This is a genomic window from Brevibacterium sp. NPDC049920 (genome assembly GCF_040656435.1).
Classification (GTDB): domain Bacteria; phylum Actinomycetota; class Actinomycetes; order Actinomycetales; family Brevibacteriaceae; genus Brevibacterium; species Brevibacterium pityocampae.
On the sequence record NZ_JBFAMF010000008.1, the window covers coordinates 126,582 to 142,660 of the forward strand.

Genomic DNA, 16,079 nt, shown 5'->3' on the forward strand with positions numbered 1-16,079 from the left:
CCCGACCGACCACCTCTGAACGGAGACCCATGAGCAACTTCCTCGGGCGGGCCCTCGGCACCGCACTGCTGACCCGCGTCGATGATGCGACGGACGTGTACCTCGTCCGCCACGGCCAGCAGGTGCGCGCCGGCAAGGACTCCCCGGAGTCGATGGCCTACGACGCCCACCTCTCCGAGCAGGGCCGTGCGCAGGCGCTCGCCGTGGGTGAGGCGCTCGCCGGGGCCGGGCTCGACGCGGTGTACTCCTCGAACCTTGCCCGCGCCCACGACACCGGGAAGGCGATCGCCGCCCACCACGGGGTCGAGGTCGTCGTGGACGAGCGGCTCAAGGAGGTCGGGATCTTCCGGGACGTGCCCGGCGAGCAGAGCTTCGAGCAGGCCGTCGGCACCGAGCGCGCGCTCGCGGCCAGCCGGCAGATGATCGAGACGCTGACCTGGGACTCGATCCCGCTCGGCGAGGGCTCGGCGGAGTTCCGCGCCCGCGTCCACGGGGCGATCTGGGAGATCGCCCGGCGCCATGCGGGGGACCAGGTGGCGATCGCCTGCCACGGCGGCGTGATCAACGCGTTCCTCGCCGAGGAGTACGGGCTGAGCCGCGACTTCCTGTTCCGGCCCGCCCACGCCGGGATCACCCGGGTGCGCTTCGCCGCCGATCGCGCGATCATGCTCACCGGCAACGAGATCTCCCACCTCGAGGCAGCCGACCTCCTGAGCTTCTGAGGGGTTGCGCTGTTGCGGTGCTGCGCGGCACCCTCTCCTCGGACGCCCGTCGAGTGGTCACAGATCCTCGAAATATCGAGTGGATTCAAGGATCTGTGACCACTCGACGCGTGCGCATCACTCGGGGCGCGCAACGTGGTCGGTGGGCCCGTCTCAGCTCTCCGGGGCGGAGTCGGTGAGGTGGTCCCAGATCACGGGTTCGCCGCCGGCTAGGGCCAGGCGGCCGAGCTCGACGAGCGCTGCGTGCTCGCTGGTGCCGGAATCGCGGGTGGCCCAGATGAGCTGGGTGAGGTGGTGGAGCGGGTACTCTGCGGTGATCCCGATCGCGCCGTGGAGCTGATGCGTCTGCGCGGCGACGAGCCCGCCGGCCTGCGCAGCGATCGCCTTCGCGGAGAGGGCGGCGGCCACCTGGGCGTCGCTGATCCCCGTTCCCGGGGCGCTCTCGCCCGAGGTGCCCGCTGCCGAGGTGCCGGCCGGATCGTTCGCCGTCCTGTGTTGGCCGCCCGCCGCATCGGAGGCCTGATCATCGGCCTCGGCGGCGACGAGCGCCTCGCCGGCGATCTCGAGGGCGCGGTCGTAGGACTCGACTGCGAGGTCGAGCTGCATGCGCATCCGTGCGATCCACGACTTCACCGCCGGGATCGCCGCCAGCGGCGCCCCGAACTGCTCGCGCTCGATGACGTGGCCGATGGTCAGCGCGAGGGCTGCCTCCCCGGCACCGAGGAGCACCGCGGCGTCGAGCAGCGACGCGAGCGCGGTGGCCTCCCGCTGTCCGAGCCCGGCACCGGTGTGCGCGGCGACGAGGTGCTCCGGCAGGTCCGCGGTGACGCCCAGGCGGGCGAGCCCGCGCACGATCGCCCCGGCATCGGCGAGGGACCCGCCGGACCCGCCGGCCGATTCCGGCACGGACACCCGCGTCCAGCCGAGGTCCTCGACCGTCGAGCGCAGCCGGTCCAGACCGGCATCGCTGCGATCGACGTCGAGCAGGGTGCCGCCGGCGACCTTCCCGGCGAGCTCGACGAGCTCCTGCGCCTCGGGGTCGGCCAGGCGCGGCTGCGGGGTGGCCTTCGACAGGTCACGCGGCAGCTCGAGCTTCGCGACGATGCCGAGCAGCACGTCCTCCGCCCCACCTCGGATCCCGAACGCCGGAGACGCCCACAGCGCCTGCTGGATGAGACCGGCGAGCTTCTCACCCGGGGTGGGAACGAGGCGGCGGGCGATGTCGATGAGCCCCTTCTCGAACCCGTTGCCGATGAACTTCGAGGCCGCCGCCAGCCGGATCGGCGCCTCCCCGGCGTCGAGTGCCGCGGCGATGCGGCGGTACATGTGGCGCAGCGCGGAGAGCTCCGCGACGACCTGTCCGAGGTCGCGCAGCGCGCCCTCGTCGGTGCGCAGACCGGGCGCGGCGAGCACTTCGGGCACGAGCACCCACGTCGACAGGGCCCGCTCGGGTCCGCCGCGCTCGAAGCTCAGCTGCTCGATCACCTGCTTCCAGCCCTCGCCCTCGGTGCCGATGAGCCGCTCGCGAGGAATGAACACGTCGGTGTAGCGGACCTCGTTGAAGTGGTGCTCGCCGGCGAGGTCGACGATCGGGGACACCTCGATGCCGGGGGAGTCCATGTCGATGACGAACTCGCTGAGCCCTTGGTGCTTCTTCTCCTCCTCCGAGGTGCGCGCGAGGATGTACATCGCAGTGGCGTTGTGCGCCTGGGTGGTCCAGATCTTGTGGCCGTTGAGGATCCACCCGCCCTCGGTGGGCACCGCTCGGGTGCGCACGCTCGCCAGATCCGAACCGGATTCCGGCTCGCTCATCCCAAGCCCGATGATCGCCCGGCCGGCGACGATGTCGGGCAGGATCGCCGCCTTGAGCTCCGGAGTCCCGGCGCGCAGCACCGCCGGGCCGATCTGCCGCTCGGCGATCCAGTGCGCCGTGACCGGAGCACCCACCCGCAGCATCTCCTCGGTCAGCGCCAACCGGTCGGTGTTCGGCCGGCCCTCGCCGCCGTGCTCGACCGGCCACGTCATGCCGAGCAGCCCGGCCTCGCCGAGCGCGCGGGAGAAGTCCCGGTCCACCGAGCGCAGCCAGCAGTCCACCGTCGGGGTGAACCGGCCGGCCGACAGCCAGTCGTCGAGCAGAGTGCGGATGCGGGTGCGGATCTCGGTCGAGCTCATCGCCGGCCTCCTCAGCGTCCCTCGAAGCGCGGGGCGCGCTTCTCCTTGAACGCGGCGACCGCCTCGGCGGAGTCCGCGGTGGACTGGATGACCGCCTGCTCCGCGGCGGCGTGGACGAGGTGGTCGGTGAGCGACTGGGTGCGCGCGATGCGGGTCAGGCGCTTGATCGTGCGGATCGCGATCGGCGGGCCGGCGGCGAGCGACTTCGCGAGCTCCATCGCTGCCGGCAGCAGTTCCTCGGTCGGGTGGTGGGCCATGGTGATGCCGAGCTCGGTCGCCTCGGCGCCGTCGATGAACCGGCCGGTCCACATGAGCTCGAGCGCGCGCTGTTCGCCGACGATGCGCGGCAGCATGTGCGCCCCGCCGTCGCCGGGCACCAGACCGACGCGCACGTACCCCTGCGACAGCCGGGCCTCGGTGCCGACGAGGCGGATGTCGGCCATGAGCGCCATGTCCATCCCCGCACCGATCGCATCACCGTTGATCGCGGCGATATAGGGCTTCTCGAGGTGCTCGAGGGCGCGCGCGACGGCATGGACGTCGTCGGCCAGGTAGGCGCGGCGCTGCAGCGTCTCCGTCACCCCACCGAACTCGCCGAGGTCCACCCCGGCGCAGAACCCCTTGCCGGCACCCGTGATGAGGAGGACCTTGACCTCCGGGTCCGCGGCCGCGGTGTCGATCGCGGCGGCCCAGGCGGCGAGCAGCGCGCGGTTGAAGGCATTGCGACGCTCGGGCCGGTTGAGGGTGATGACAGCGACGCCGTCCTCCACCCGGTAGTCGATTTCGGGTCCGATCGAGGTCATGGGTGCTCCTTCGCACGCAGGGTCCGGCGGCGACCGCCGCAGAACTGAACAATCGTTCAGGTACTGCTCCCGAGTCTATGGAGGGCTCACGGGGCGGTCAACGCGTGTCCGCGGAGCGGGCGAGGGGCGTTCGGTGGGCTGTCAGCTGCGGGGCGCCTCGTCGGGTTCGGCGGTCTCGCCCGCGGAGATCCGCAGGGCGCGCGCCCGCTCGACGTCCTCGGCGAAGTTCTTCTCACGGGTGTCGCTCGCGGTGGTGTCGCGCGGCGGCAGCTGGATCTCCCGCTCGGCCGGCAGTCCCGCCTGGAGCTCGCGACCGCGCTCGAGCTCGGCATCGATCTCCGCTCCGAGGAGGAGCACCGCGTTGACGATGTAGAGCCACAGGAGCAGGACGACGACGCCGGCGAGCGCCCCGTAGGTCGCGTTGTAGTTGCCGAAGTTCGTCACGTAGAAGAAGAAACCGAGGGTCGCGAGGACTGAGACGACGATCGCGACGACGGCGCCGATGCTGATCCAGCGGAACCGCGGCTGCTTGACGTTGGGGGTGGCGTAGTAGAGGAGCGCGACGACGACGATGACGACGCCGGCGAGCAGGAACCACTTGGCGATGTTCCACACCGTCACCGCCGTCCCGCCGAGTCCGATGAGACCGCCGATGAACTCCGCGATCGGGCCGGACACGACGAAGATCACGAGTGCGATCGCGCCGAGGGCCAGCAGGAGAGCCGTGAATAGGTACATCTGTGCGTTGATCTTGATGAGACCGCGTCCCTCGGGGACGTCGTAGATCCGGTTCATGGCCCGGCCGAATGCCTTGGTGTAGCCCGAGGCCGTCCACAGTGCGATGACGAGACCGAGGACGAGGCCGAGCCCGGGGGCAGGAGCGGTGAGGACCGCGGAGAGCGCCGGCTCGATGATCTTCCACGTGTCCGCGGGGACCACGCGGTCGGCCTGCTGGAGGACGGTTTCGAGCGATCCGCTCTGGCCCACGAGGCTGAGCATGGACACGAGCGCGATGAGCGCGGGGAACGTCGACAGCACCATGCGATAGGTGAGTCCGGCGGCCAGGTCCATGCACTCGTCGTCGAGGTACTCCCGGTACGTCGTGCGCGCGATGTTCTTCCACGAGGGCTTGGTGAGATCGCTCGGGGAGTCCGGCTTGTCGGCGTGGGACGGGTGCCGCACCCGCCGGGGCGGATGCGCGGTGTCGTCGATGCCGGACAGGGGGCTCTCGATGTGCTTCTCGTGGCTGGCCATGCCGGCTCCGTTCGCTGCGCGGGCGGGGATTGCATCAAGGGGTCTTGCGTGAGTGTACGCCGGTCGTACCGGGCGGCCGCGCGCCGGGCGGCCGGTGGCGCGGTGAGGGCGGTGGCGCGGTGAGGGCGGTGGCGCGGTTGGGGGCTGGGCCGAGGGCGGTGCTGGGATGGGGCGGGCGCCTCGGCGACGGTCTGGAGGAGCCGGCGGCACGGTACCGGGTGGGGCGGCGCTGTGAGGAAACCCTCACCAGCCATGGAATGATTTAACTTTGAACTAAGTTAGTCTGAGTGAAGACGCAGGGATCCGGGGCGTCGGTCGGCCACCGCCGCAGCACCGGCGGTCGCGGTAGTCCGGCTCCGCCGCACGGCATCCCCTCGACATCCGCCAACTCATACAGGAGAGACATGCTGAAGATCGCCATCATCGCCGGGACCAACCGACCCAATGCCCTCAACCCCCAGGTCGTCGACTGGGTGGCCCAGCAGCTCGCTGCCCGCGGCGGGATCGAGGCCGAGATCGTGCGCTTCGACGACTTCGATCTGCCGGTCCTCGATGAGCCGATCCCGGCGGGCGCGCACATGTACCAGAACGACCACACCAAGGCGTGGGGCGCTAAGCTCGCCGAGTTCGACGGCTACATCTTCGTCACTCCCGAGTACAACCACTCGGTCCCCGGCGGCCTCAAGAACGCCCTCGACTACGTCAGCCTCGAGTTCAACCACAAGGTCGCCGGCATCGTGAATTACGGCGCCGACAAGGGCGTGCGCGCGGCCGAGCACCTGCGCCTGATCCTTGCGAACTCGCGGGTCGCCGTGGTGCGCGACCAGACCTCCTTCAGCATCTTCACCGACTTCACCGACGGGCAGTTCGCCCCGCAGGAGGTCTCGGTCCAGCCGTTCGCCTCGATGATCGACGACATGGTGCTCTGGGGCGAGGCACTCGTCGGCGCACGCGAGAAGCGCGCCGCGATGACCGACGCCTGATTCCGCCCAGAGTGCAACTTCTTGCGGTTCCTGTGAACGGAACCGCGAGAAATTGCACACTTTTGGCACTCGACCTGCAGACGCCCGGCCGGCCTCAAGGCGCAAGACTCTTCTGGCACTCGATCTATGGGCGTTTGACTCTCTTGGCCTTCGACCTATCGGTGCCCGACTCTATTGGCGTCCGATTCGCGGGAGCGAAAACGGCGCCCCGCTCGCGTCGGGGCAGGCGGTATCGGGCTTGTCTCCGACGAACTGCGCGGTATCCCGATTCGAACGCGTCATTGCGCGCCTGGATCGGGATACCGCGCAGTTCGACGCGGAGCGCCTGTGACGCGGTGCGCCTGTGACGAGGAGCGCCAGTGACCTTGCGATACATCGCGGATCGGTTCCCAGGAACCTTCGCATTTTGAGGTCTCGGGTGGGGGATCGGGGGCTGACACGGGCGCGCGGACACGGGATAATCGGTCCATGAAGATCCTCACCGGCGATGTCATCCGCGCGAACCTCCCCGCTCAGTGGCGCCTGATGAACCGGATCGTCCGCGCGCGGTTCCTCACCGGGGACTTCGCCACCGGCATCCGCTTCGTCGACGCCGTGGCCGAGGCGGCGGAGACCGCCGACCACCACCCGGACATCGACCTCCGGTACCTCCACGTCGACCTCGCCCTCGTGAGCCACAGCGCCGGCGGGGTCACCCAGCGCGACCTCGACATGGCGGAGACGATCAGCGGGATCGCCGCCCGGCTCGGCGTGAGCGCCGCACCGGAGCGGCTCACCGAGATCGAGATCGCCCTCGACAGCGTGCGCGCAGAATCCATCGCACCGTTCTGGGCCGCCGTGCTCGACGGCGACATCGGACGCGTGCAGGGCTCCGCGGAGTTCTTCTCGTCCTACGGCGGAACGGTCACGGAGAACACCGGCCAGGTGCCGCCCCTGTGGTTCCAGCTCACCGAGCAGCACGAGACCCCTCGGCAGCGCTTCCACCTCGACGTGTGGGTGCCCGACGACCAGGCGCAGGCCCGGGTCGAGCGGGCGGTCAAGGCCGGCGGCACCGTCGTCGACACCAGCCACGCCCCGAGCTTCACCGTCCTCGAGGACAAGCAGGGCAACCGCGCCTGCATCTGCACGAGCGGCGACTCCTGACCCGAGCCTCCGCCACGAGCCTCAGCAGAGGCCGGACCCGGGCCTCACCCGAGCGCGGCGAAGCGCTCCGCCAGCGCCGAGGCGGCACGCACCCCGGCTCGGCACGTCGACATCGGCACCTGCCCGAAGACCGCACGCGGCAGCGGGTCGCGGCACAGCTTCGCGGTGCGGGGCTCGTCCCAGTCGATGAGGACGAACCACTCCGTGTCCTCCACGACCTCCCTCACCGCGCCGACCGCGCACACCTCCTGGCGGCGCGACAGGTAGGCCCAGATCCGATCACCCGAACGCATGGTCCGGTACCCGCTGCGCAGGCACCATCGCCCGATGGGCTGGGATCGCCCGATCGCCTCCCACACCGCGCTCGCGTCCCGGCGCGTGCGCCAGTCCGCAGGCAGATGCTCCGCATGTGCGGCCGGGTCGATCGGCAGGAGCCAGTCGACCACCCGGCGGGTCTCCCTGCTGCCCGTCGCAGTCATCTGTTCTCCTGCACCCGTATCCGTGCTCACACCCGGCTCCGGGCGGCGTACTCCGCGACCGCCTCGGCGTCGGTCCGCGTGCGCTCCGCCGCACGTTGGGCGGCAACCTCCGCGGTGAACTCCCGGAGCTCGGCGGCGGTCGCCTCGGCATCCCAGCCCAGGTCCGGGGCGATGAGAGCGACGGTAGCCCGAGCCGCCTCCACGCCCCGATCGGCGCACGCGAGGTCGCAGCGCAGCCGTCGGTGGAGCACGTCGGCGAGGTGCACAGCGCCTTCGGCTCGCACCGCATAGACCGCCTCGACCGCAAGGTGCTCCCGCGCTCCCGGCAGCGGCTCCGCGAGCTCGGGGCGCTCGTCGATGAGGTCGAGCAGCTCGCCGAGCAGCGAGCCGTAGCGGCGGAGCAGCCGGCCGAGGCGCGCGTCGTCCCAGCCGTGGGCGGCGCGGAGCCGCTCCCGGCGCGGGCCGGTGATCTCCGTGATGTCCGCGCCGAGCAGCGGCACGGATTCGGTTCGGCTGCGCGGGTGCGGGCGGCGGGCGCGGAGCGCGAAGTCCACCGCGTCCTCCGCCATCACCCGGTAGGTCGTGAGCTTCCCGCCGACGATCGCCGAGGCGCCCGGCGCGACCTCCTCGATCGCGTGCTCGCGCGACACCCGGGTGCTGTCGTCGGAATCCGCCGGCGGCTGCACGAGCGGGCGCAGGCCGGCGTAGGCGGCCACGACGTCGGTGCGCTCGAGCGGCTCGCTGAGCACGGCGTTGGCGTTGGCGAGCACCCGCTCGATGTCCTCGGCGGTGACGAGCGGGTGGCTGACGCTCTCGCGCCACGGGGTGTCGGTGGTGCCGATGAGCCACAGCTCGTCCCACGGGATGATGAAGAGCACCGAGGTCTCCGTGCGGGTGATGACGCCGAGGCCGGGGTCGGCGGCGATGCGGTCCCGCGGCACGGTGATGTGGATGCCCTTGGAGGCGAGCACCCGCAGCCCGGCGGAGGAGCCGGTGAGCTGCTGCTGCCGTTCGGTCCACACGCCGGTGGCGAGCACGGTGTGGCGGGCGTGGATCGTGAACTCCTCCGCGGTGAGCTCGTCGCGGGCGCGCACCCCGACGATGGGCCGGCCGGTGCCCCGGCCCGCGGGATCCTCTGTGCAGGAGGCTGGGCCCGCGGAACTGTCTGCTCCGGAAGCCCTGCCGGTGTCCCCGCCGGAAGCCCTGCCGGTGCCACTGCCGTCGCTCCCGCTCTCGCCGTCGCTGTTGCTCGGGGTTGCGGATCCGCCAGCAGCCCCGTCCGTGCTCTCCGACGCATGGAGGTAGCCGGTGACCGGGGCGTGGTTGGCCGCCACCGCGCCGTGGGCGACGGCCGTGCGGATCAGCGTGTGCGTGAGGCGGGCGTCGTCGACCTGCGCGTCGCCGTACTCGATCCCGCCGTGCTCGGTGCGCAGGCCGGGGAAGCGGCTGCGCAGGCCGCGCGGGCCGAGGTGGCGGTGGAGCGGCATCGCGCGGCGCGTCCCGGGGCGGATCGCCATCGCGTCGTAGAGCGTCATGCCCGAGCCGATGTAGGCGCGGTCGGCGACGGGCGAGTCGAGCGGGAACACGAAGGACACGGGGCGCACGAGGTGCGGGGCGAGGGTGGTGAGGAGCAGATCGCGCTCGCGGAGCGCCTCGGCGACGAGGGCGAAGTCGAGCATCTCGAGGTAGCGCAGGCCGCCGTGGACGAGCTTCGAGGACTTCGAGGAGGTGCCCGAGGCCCAGTCGCCCGCGTCGACGATCCCCACCCGCAGGCCGCGGGTCGCGGCATCGAGGGCGACGCCGGCGCCGGTCACTCCGCCGCCGACGACGAGGATGTCGAGCGGAGTCGCCGCCGAGGTGCGGGCCAGGGTGTCGATCGCCCGGGAGCGGGCGGCGGGGTCGAGTCTTCCGGTGCGCATTCTCATCACTCCTCTGCCGGCGCCCGGGGCGGCACCCGGCGGTCCGCGCCACCGATGTCGGGCGGCGGCACGTTCCGGACCGGTCCTGCTCGGGTCCGGTCTGATCATCGTATCCACGTCCGCTGGGTATCCGGGCGGAATGCTGGCCGGGACCGGAGACCGCTGACTAGGGTGAAGACGTCAGATGGTTCAGATTTCAACAGATCCGACCCGTGATCGACAGGGGATCCACATGACCAAGCTCGCAGTGATCTACTACTCCGCCACCGGCCACGGCACGAAGATGGCCGCCGAGATCGAGCGCGCCGCCCAGGCCGCCGGCGCCGAGGTGCGCGTCCGCCACATCGAGGAGCAGGTCGACCCCTCGGTGTTCGCCGAGAACCCGGCCTGGAGCGCCAACTACGAGGCGACGAAGGACCTGCCCGCCGCCACCGGCGACGACATCGTGTGGGCCGACGCCGTGATCTTCGGCTCGCCCACCCGCTACTCCAACGTCACCGGCTCGTTCCAGTCGTTCATCGACACGCTCGGTGGGCTGTGGGGACAGGGCAAGCTCGCGAACAAGGTCTACGCGGCCTACACCTCGTCCCAGACCGCGCACGGCGGGCAGGAGACGACCCTGCAGCACATGTACCAGATGATCATGCACTTCGGCGGCATCATCGTCGCCCCGGGCTACACCGACCAGCTCAAGTTCGTCGACGGGAACCCCTACGGCGTCTCGCACGTCACCGGTGGGGACAATCAGAACGAGCTCGAGCAGCCGACCATCGACGCCCTCGAGCACATGTCGAAGCGCGTCGTCGAGGTCGCCGGCAAGCTCGCCTGATCCGCACCCGCACAGCCATGCCCCGCAGAACCGAGCGGTTCTGCGGGGCATGACTGTGTCGGACGGCTCCGGTGCGGCCGGCCCGCCTTCGGCGATCAGTCCGCCACGAGCACAGTGCGACCGCGCGACTTGCCCGCTGCGAGGTCCTCGAGTGAGGCGTTGATGTTGTCCGCGCTCAGCGGCAGCTCGACGATCGGGAGCTGGGGCAGGTCGTGGGTGCGCGCCAGCTCGACGACCGCCTTGAGCTCCGGCAGGCTGCCCACGAAGTTGCCCTGGATGGTGAACACCTGGAGGGCGAGCAGAGTCGTCGGGTAGGTGTGCTCGCCGCCGAACAGTCCGACGCTCACCAGCTGGCCGCCCTTCTGGAGCGCGCCGAGCGCCATCGACGCGGTGGCGCCGTTGTTGACGAAGTCGATCGCCGCGGCGATCTTGCCCCCGGCGGCTTCGATCAGACCGGCGGTCGGGTTCTCGACCTTCGAGTTGAAGGTGATCGTCGCCCCGAGCTTCTTCGCGATCTCGAGGTTCTCGTCGCTGACGTCGACGACCGCGATCTTCTGGTGCCCGAGGGCGTTGAGGATCGCGACGGCCATGAGGCCGACACCGCCGGCGCCGATCACGGCGACGACATCCTCCTCGCCGCGCGGGAGCACCTTGTTCACCGCGGAGTAGCTCGTCACGCCCGAGCAGGCGAGCGTCGCGCCCCAGGCCGGGTCGAGGTCACCGAGCTCGATGAGGTAGCGCTCGTCGGGCACCCACACCTCGCGCGCGAATCCGCCGCGCAGGCCGACGCTGAGGTTGCGGCCGCGCGGGCAGTAGTTCTCGCGGTCCTCGCGGCAGGCCTGGCATTTGCCGCAGCCGATCCACGGGAAGACGATGTACTGCGTGTCACCGGGCTGCACGGTGGCCTCGGGCCCGGCGGCGACGACGGTGCCGACGATCTCGTGGCCGAACACCGCCGGCCACTGGACGCCGGAGGCTGCGATCGGCAGCTTGCCGGCCGAACCGAGGTCGAAGTGCCCCTCCTGGCAGTGGACATCGGAGTGGCAGACGCCGGAGTGGGTGATGTGGACGATCACTTCCTTCCCGGCGAGCTCCGGTGTGGGAACCTCGATCTCCTTGACGGGCTCTCCGGGGCCGTGGACGGCGAAAACCTGCATCCTGATCCTCCTCGATCAACTGCGCATAAGCGGGTGCTCATATTCCATCACTCCCGGTGGCGGGTGTCGAGACAGGTCCGCATGCTGGTGCACGGCGGCCGTTCGGACGCACGATGCAGCTGTTTCTCCGATGGACGAACGAATTCCGGCCCAGTGGCTTCGAAACAGAGGAGAAGCAGTTGCATCGGTGGGAAGCGGTCGCATTGAGGATGCAGGACCACGGGATTGGCGAGGTGTGCTGCGGGGTGGGATCGTGGTGCTGGCGGGGCGCGGGGCGCCTCGGCCGCGGGTTCCACGACGGAAGGGGATGACATGGACCGGGACGCAGTGCTCGCGTTCGTCGCCGAGGAGTTCTCGATCGAACCGGATTTCCCGTGGATGCACCACCCGGACTACGCGGTGCTGCGGCACGCGGACACGGGCAAGTGGTTCGCGCTCGTCATGGACGTGCCCGCGGAGAAGCTCGGACTGGCCGGGGACGCGGTCCACGAGGTCATGAACATCAAGGTCGACCCCGACGAGCTCGATGCGCTGCTCGACGGCGGCGGCGTCCTCCCCGCCTATCACATGCACAAGGGCAGCTGGGCGAGCGTGCTGCTCGGCGACGCGGAGGATGCGCTCGACGCCGCCGAGGTGCAGTGCCTCATCCGTGCGAGCTTCGCCCTCACCCCCGGCTGGTGAGTGCGGCGATCTCCGATTCGATCACCGCCCGGGCGGATTCCGGCGCTGCGGTGCCGTGGAGCACCTCGTGCGCGAGTCCGTCGCGCAGGGCGGAGAGGCGGAGTGCGAGGGTACCGACCTCTGCGTGTGCGAGGTCCGGTCGGATCTGCGCGACGAGCTGTGCGATGAGCTCCCGCGTGCCGCCGAGCGCATCGTGGACGACTGCAGCGATCTCGCGATCCGCCATCGAGGCCGCGAGGTAGGCGGACCAGACGGCTGATCCGATCCGGGCCTCCTGCGTTTCGGGGATCTGCCCGGTGAGGAGCGAGCGGAGCGTGTCGACGGCGTGATCGGTCGCGTCCCCTTTATCGATCGGGGTTGCGCGGGACGATCGTGCGGGCTCGTCCCCGGGGATTTCGGATCCCTCCGGAGTCGACCGGAAATCCTCTTCCGCCGCCGCGACGATCGCGCGCACGCCGGCGAGGACGAGGTCGCGCTTGGTGGCGAAATAGTGCTGGATCCGGCCGATCGAGATCCCGCCGTGACGGGCGACCGCGGCGAATGAGACGCCGCTGATCCCCTCGGCGTAGATGGTGGACCACAGTGCGACGACGATCTCGCTGCGGCGCTCGGCGTGATCGACGATCTTGGGCATGTGACGACTGTACGGAACAACTCCTCTCCGTTTACAGTATGAACGTACTGTAAAAGGGGAGGTGCCGATGACCGAGGCGACCATGACCACCGAGGAGGACGCCCGGCCGACCGAGGTTCGGCGGCGCGGCGGCTGCGGATCCCGGGTCGCCCGAGCCGTGACGGTGCTCCTCGCGATCGTCGGTATCGTCGCAACCGGGGAGTTCTTCTTCGGAGCCCCGGGCGTCGGGCACTTCCGGACCGCCGAAGGCCGGGCCGACTACACCGAGTCGTACGACGCGGCGATGCGATTCCTGCCCGAGTCCACCGCGGTCCACGACCTTCCGACGGCGTTCGGGACCGTCCGCGCCTACGAATGGTCGAGCCCGGAGGCCGAGGGCACCGTCCCGGTCGTGCTCATCCCGGGAATGTCCTCGGGAGTCCCGATGTGGGCGGAGAATCTCGCGGGATTCGCAGCCCACCGCCGGGTGATCGCCTTCGACGCGATCGGGGACGCGGGGATGTCGGTGCAGGGGGTGCCGATCGCTTCGTTCGAGGACCAGGCGGAGTGGATCTCCGAGGCACTGGCCCAGCTCGCTCCCGACGGTGCGCACGTGGTCGGGCATTCCTTCGGCGGCGCAGGTGCCGCAGCCTATGCCCTGTCCCATCCCGGCGATGTCGCATCGCTGACCCTGCTCGAGCCGTTCATGACCGTGGCGAACCCGCCCGTGGGGAAGTTCGCCTGGGCGATGGTCGGATCACTGCCACTCATCCCCGAGGGTCTGCGCAACCGTGCGCTCGGTGAGATCGGGGGAGTCCCCTACGATCCCGAGGACCCGGTGGCGCGCATGATCAGTGCGGGCAGCGAGCACTATCACTCCGCGCTCCCGATGCCGGCAGTGCTCGATGACGACGAGCTCCGTGCGCTCACCATGCCCGTGTACGCCGCGTTCGGCGATACCGACTCCCTGGCGGGCGGGGAGAAGGCGGCCGGTCGCGCCGACGAGCTGCTGCCGGACGCCGAGGTGACCCTGTGGGCCGGTGCCACGCACTCGCTGCCGATGCAGGAGGCCGAGGCGCTCGGCCGTGATCTCGCAGAATTCTGGTCCCGATCGGAGCGGTGACCCGGTTCCGAGCGCCAGGAGTGGGCGGCTCGGTCAAGTGACCTTCTGAGACAGCGATCTCCGGCGGTTCCTGAGAGCGGAACCGCCGGAGATCGCTGGTTCGAGCGTGGGGTCGAGCCGCGGCGGCCCGGCGCCTCAGCGGCCCAGCAGCTCGTCGGAGATGATGCGCATCTGGATCTCCGAGGAGCCCTCGAAGATCTTCGTCAGGCGGGCGTCGCGCCAGTGCCGTTCGACGGCGAAGTCCTTGGTGTAGCCGGCTCCGCCGTGGATCTGCACGGCCTCGCTCGTCACCTTCTCCGACATCTCCGCGGCGAGGTACTTGACCATCGCGGCCTCCTTCGAGCACCGGCGGCCGGTGTCGATCTGGGTGCACACGTGGTACATGAGCTGGCGGGACGCCTCGATCTGCGCGGCCATGTCCGCGACCTTGAATCGCAGGTGCTGGAAGTCGGCGAGCTTGTGGTTGAACTGGGTGCGCTGGTGCATGTAGTCGATGGAGTCCTCGAGCGCGGCCTGGGCCAGCCCGATCGAGCGGGCGGCGGTGTGGGCGCGGCCCACCTCGAGCCCGGACACGGCCTGGTAGAAGCCCTTGCCCTCCTCGCCGAGCAGCGCATCGGCGGGCAGGCGGAAGTTGTCGAAGTTGAGGTCCCAGGTCTTCCAGCCGAAGTACCCGATCTTGCGCGCCGGGGTGCCGGACATGCCCTCGGGGAACGTCCCGCGCTCCTTCTCGATGAGGAAGGCGGAGATGCCGCGGTGGCGCTTGCTCGGGTCCTCGTCGACGCTCGTGCGGGCGAAGAGGATGATGTAGTCGGCCTGGTCGGCGTAGGTGCACCACATCTTGGTGCCGTTGATGACCCACTCGCCGGTGGCCTCGTCCTTGGTCGCCTTGCACTTGATGTTCGCGACGTCGGAGCCGGCCTCGGCCTCGGACAGGGCGAATGCGCCCAGGTACTCGCCGGTGGCGACCTTGGGCAGGAGCCGCTGCTCCTGCTCCTCGGAGAAGCCGCCGCCCATGCCGTTGCCGCGGGCGAGCAGTCCACCGACGCTCATCCAGGCGCGGGACAGCTCCTCGGCGACGAGGCAGTACTCGAAGACGCCGAGTCCCAGGCCGCCGTACTCCTCGGGGATGAGGATGCCGAAGAAGCCCATGTCGGCCATCTGCTGGACCATCTCCGCGGGGAACTGTCCCTCCTCGGGGTCGACCTCGTCGGCGATCGGCAGGACGACCTCGCGGGCGAACTGGCGCGCGAGCTTCTGGAGCTCGACGCGGTCCTCGGTCATGTAGTGCGGGGTATCGGGGCGCGGACGGGGCTTGTGCGTCATCGAACATCTCCTTTGCCACCCGAACGGACCTGAACCAATCGGGTATCAATCATTCGTGTTTCATGTTACAGCGAGAATCAATCGGTGGGACAGTGAGGTCCGCATCCCAGCCGAGGCGTGCGGCGAGTCGCGGCCGAGGCGGCACGAGCGCCGGCATCGCGCGAACTGTGGGACTTACGACGGAGAGTGGTGGCATTGTTCGTCCTACTCTCCGCCGGAACCACCACACTTCGCCCGGCGGTCACCCGCCGGCGGCGCGCGCCTGGCGACGGATCAGGGTGCCGCGCAGGGCGCCGACGCCCACGAGTGCGAGCGTCACGCCCATCGCCATCGCGATGACCACCCAGTCGATGCCGAGGTCGGTCGACATCGTGAGCTCGTACACGACGATCGACAGCAGCGAGGCGAACACCGCCGGCACCGTCCAATTGGCCGACAGCCGGGAGGAGATCGAGATGAGCACGATCGCCCCGGCGGGCGCGGCCATGACGGACACCATCCAGACGGTGAGCACGACGAGCCCGGCGACGAGCGCCGAGGGCGGACCGACGTAGGACTCCTCGACCTCCATCGGGTCGTGGGTGAGAGCGGCCGGCAGGAGCGCGAGCGCGAGCACCCCGAGGCACAGGTCGACGGAGAACATGACGATCGAGGGCTGGTCGTAGACGGAGCTGATCTCCGGCCCGCCGAGCATGCTCACGGTCCCGGGGGTGAAGGCCTGCGTCATGTGGAACACCACCGACAGGGTGAGTCCGCCGGCGGCGGCGATCCACCACAGGGTCAGGGTCCGGGTGCGCGACCGCAGGGGGCTCGGCCCGTTCGTCGACACCTGTTCCGTCATGCCGACCACTCTACAAACCGCACCCGCTCACAGAGCC

The 16,079-nt window shown here is 70.2% G+C and carries 15 protein-coding genes; 6 read left to right on the forward strand and 9 right to left on the reverse strand.

Features of this window, described 5'->3' with window-relative positions; translation table 11 throughout:
• Positions 1 to 29 precede the first annotated feature (29 nt).
• Positions 30 to 722: a histidine phosphatase family protein gene (locus AB0I45_RS10050; protein ID WP_137318297.1), complete on the forward strand. Its 693-nt coding sequence runs from the start codon at positions 30 to 32 to the stop codon at positions 720 to 722.
• 153 nt (positions 723 to 875) lie between these two features.
• On the opposite strand, the gene AB0I45_RS10055 is transcribed toward AB0I45_RS10050, so the two are convergent.
• The 3 genes from AB0I45_RS10055 to AB0I45_RS10065 form a co-directional block, all read right to left on the reverse strand.
• Entirely contained in the window at positions 876 to 2,894 is a 2,019-nt protein-coding gene (locus AB0I45_RS10055; RefSeq protein ID WP_345030551.1) for an acyl-CoA dehydrogenase family protein, read from the reverse strand.
• Between the two features lie 11 nt (positions 2,895 to 2,905).
• Positions 2,906 to 3,697: an enoyl-CoA hydratase-related protein gene (locus AB0I45_RS10060; protein WP_345030548.1), complete on the reverse strand. Its 792-nt coding sequence runs from the start codon at positions 3,695 to 3,697 to the stop codon at positions 2,906 to 2,908.
• Positions 3,698 to 3,838: 141 nt separating this feature from the next.
• Entirely contained in the window at positions 3,839 to 4,951 is a 1,113-nt protein-coding gene (locus AB0I45_RS10065; protein ID WP_265808961.1) for a YihY/virulence factor BrkB family protein, read from the reverse strand.
• 404 nt (positions 4,952 to 5,355) lie between these two features.
• Between AB0I45_RS10065 and AB0I45_RS10070 the strand changes: the two genes are divergently transcribed.
• Together AB0I45_RS10070 and AB0I45_RS10075 are read left to right on the forward strand one after the other, a co-directional pair.
• Positions 5,356 to 5,934 (forward strand): NAD(P)H-dependent oxidoreductase, encoded by a 579-nt coding sequence (locus AB0I45_RS10070; protein ID WP_247618449.1) that lies wholly within the window; start codon positions 5,356 to 5,358, stop codon positions 5,932 to 5,934.
• Positions 5,935 to 6,402: 468 nt separating this feature from the next.
• Positions 6,403 to 7,077: a 4a-hydroxytetrahydrobiopterin dehydratase gene (locus tag AB0I45_RS10075; protein ID WP_345030546.1), complete on the forward strand. Its 675-nt coding sequence runs from the start codon at positions 6,403 to 6,405 to the stop codon at positions 7,075 to 7,077.
• Positions 7,078 to 7,121: 44 nt separating this feature from the next.
• Here the strand turns inward: AB0I45_RS10075 and AB0I45_RS10080 are convergent, their stop codons facing one another.
• Together AB0I45_RS10080 and AB0I45_RS10085 are read right to left on the reverse strand one after the other, a co-directional pair.
• A complete protein-coding gene (locus AB0I45_RS10080) occupies positions 7,122 to 7,556 on the reverse strand; it encodes a hypothetical protein (RefSeq protein ID WP_265808958.1) in 435 nt (144 codons plus the stop codon).
• A gap of 26 nt (positions 7,557 to 7,582) precedes the next feature.
• Positions 7,583 to 9,475, reverse strand: a complete 1,893-nt coding sequence (locus tag AB0I45_RS10085) for a glycerol-3-phosphate dehydrogenase/oxidase (RefSeq protein WP_345030542.1) — start codon at positions 9,473 to 9,475, stop codon at positions 7,583 to 7,585.
• Positions 9,476 to 9,707: 232 nt separating this feature from the next.
• On the opposite strand from AB0I45_RS10085, the gene wrbA reads away from it, so the two are divergent.
• Positions 9,708 to 10,304 carry an NAD(P)H:quinone oxidoreductase gene (gene wrbA / locus AB0I45_RS10090; RefSeq protein ID WP_137318290.1) on the forward strand — a complete coding sequence of 199 codons (597 nt, stop codon included), beginning with the start codon at positions 9,708 to 9,710 and terminating at the stop codon, positions 10,302 to 10,304.
• Between the two features lie 95 nt (positions 10,305 to 10,399).
• Here wrbA and AB0I45_RS10095 read toward each other — a convergent pair whose 3' ends face one another.
• Positions 10,400 to 11,461, reverse strand: a complete 1,062-nt coding sequence (locus tag AB0I45_RS10095; RefSeq protein WP_345030540.1) for an alcohol dehydrogenase — start codon at positions 11,459 to 11,461, stop codon at positions 10,400 to 10,402.
• A 312-nt stretch (positions 11,462 to 11,773) separates the two neighbouring features.
• Here AB0I45_RS10095 and AB0I45_RS10100 point away from each other — a divergent pair, with 312 nt between their 5' ends.
• Positions 11,774 to 12,142, forward strand: a complete 369-nt coding sequence (locus AB0I45_RS10100; RefSeq protein WP_345030538.1) for an MmcQ/YjbR family DNA-binding protein — start codon at positions 11,774 to 11,776, stop codon at positions 12,140 to 12,142.
• Here AB0I45_RS10100 and AB0I45_RS10105 read toward each other — a convergent pair.
• Positions 12,126 to 12,776 (reverse strand): TetR family transcriptional regulator C-terminal domain-containing protein, encoded by a 651-nt coding sequence (locus tag AB0I45_RS10105; protein ID WP_345030536.1) that lies wholly within the window; start codon positions 12,774 to 12,776, stop codon positions 12,126 to 12,128. The genes AB0I45_RS10100 and AB0I45_RS10105 overlap by 17 nt on opposite strands.
• A gap of 67 nt (positions 12,777 to 12,843) precedes the next feature.
• Here AB0I45_RS10105 and AB0I45_RS10110 point away from each other — a divergent pair, with 67 nt between their 5' ends.
• Positions 12,844 to 13,878, forward strand: coding sequence for an alpha/beta fold hydrolase (locus AB0I45_RS10110; RefSeq protein WP_345030534.1), 1,035 nt, complete (start codon positions 12,844 to 12,846; stop codon positions 13,876 to 13,878).
• A 135-nt stretch (positions 13,879 to 14,013) separates the two neighbouring features.
• Here AB0I45_RS10110 and AB0I45_RS10115 read toward each other — a convergent pair whose 3' ends face one another.
• Both AB0I45_RS10115 and AB0I45_RS10120 read right to left on the reverse strand, forming a co-directional pair.
• Entirely contained in the window at positions 14,014 to 15,201 is a 1,188-nt protein-coding gene (locus tag AB0I45_RS10115; protein ID WP_247618456.1) for an acyl-CoA dehydrogenase family protein, read from the reverse strand.
• Positions 15,202 to 15,442: 241 nt separating this feature from the next.
• Positions 15,443 to 16,042, reverse strand: a complete 600-nt coding sequence (locus tag AB0I45_RS10120; protein WP_345030531.1) for a hypothetical protein — start codon at positions 16,040 to 16,042, stop codon at positions 15,443 to 15,445.
• Between the last annotated feature and the right edge of the window lie 37 nt (positions 16,043 to 16,079).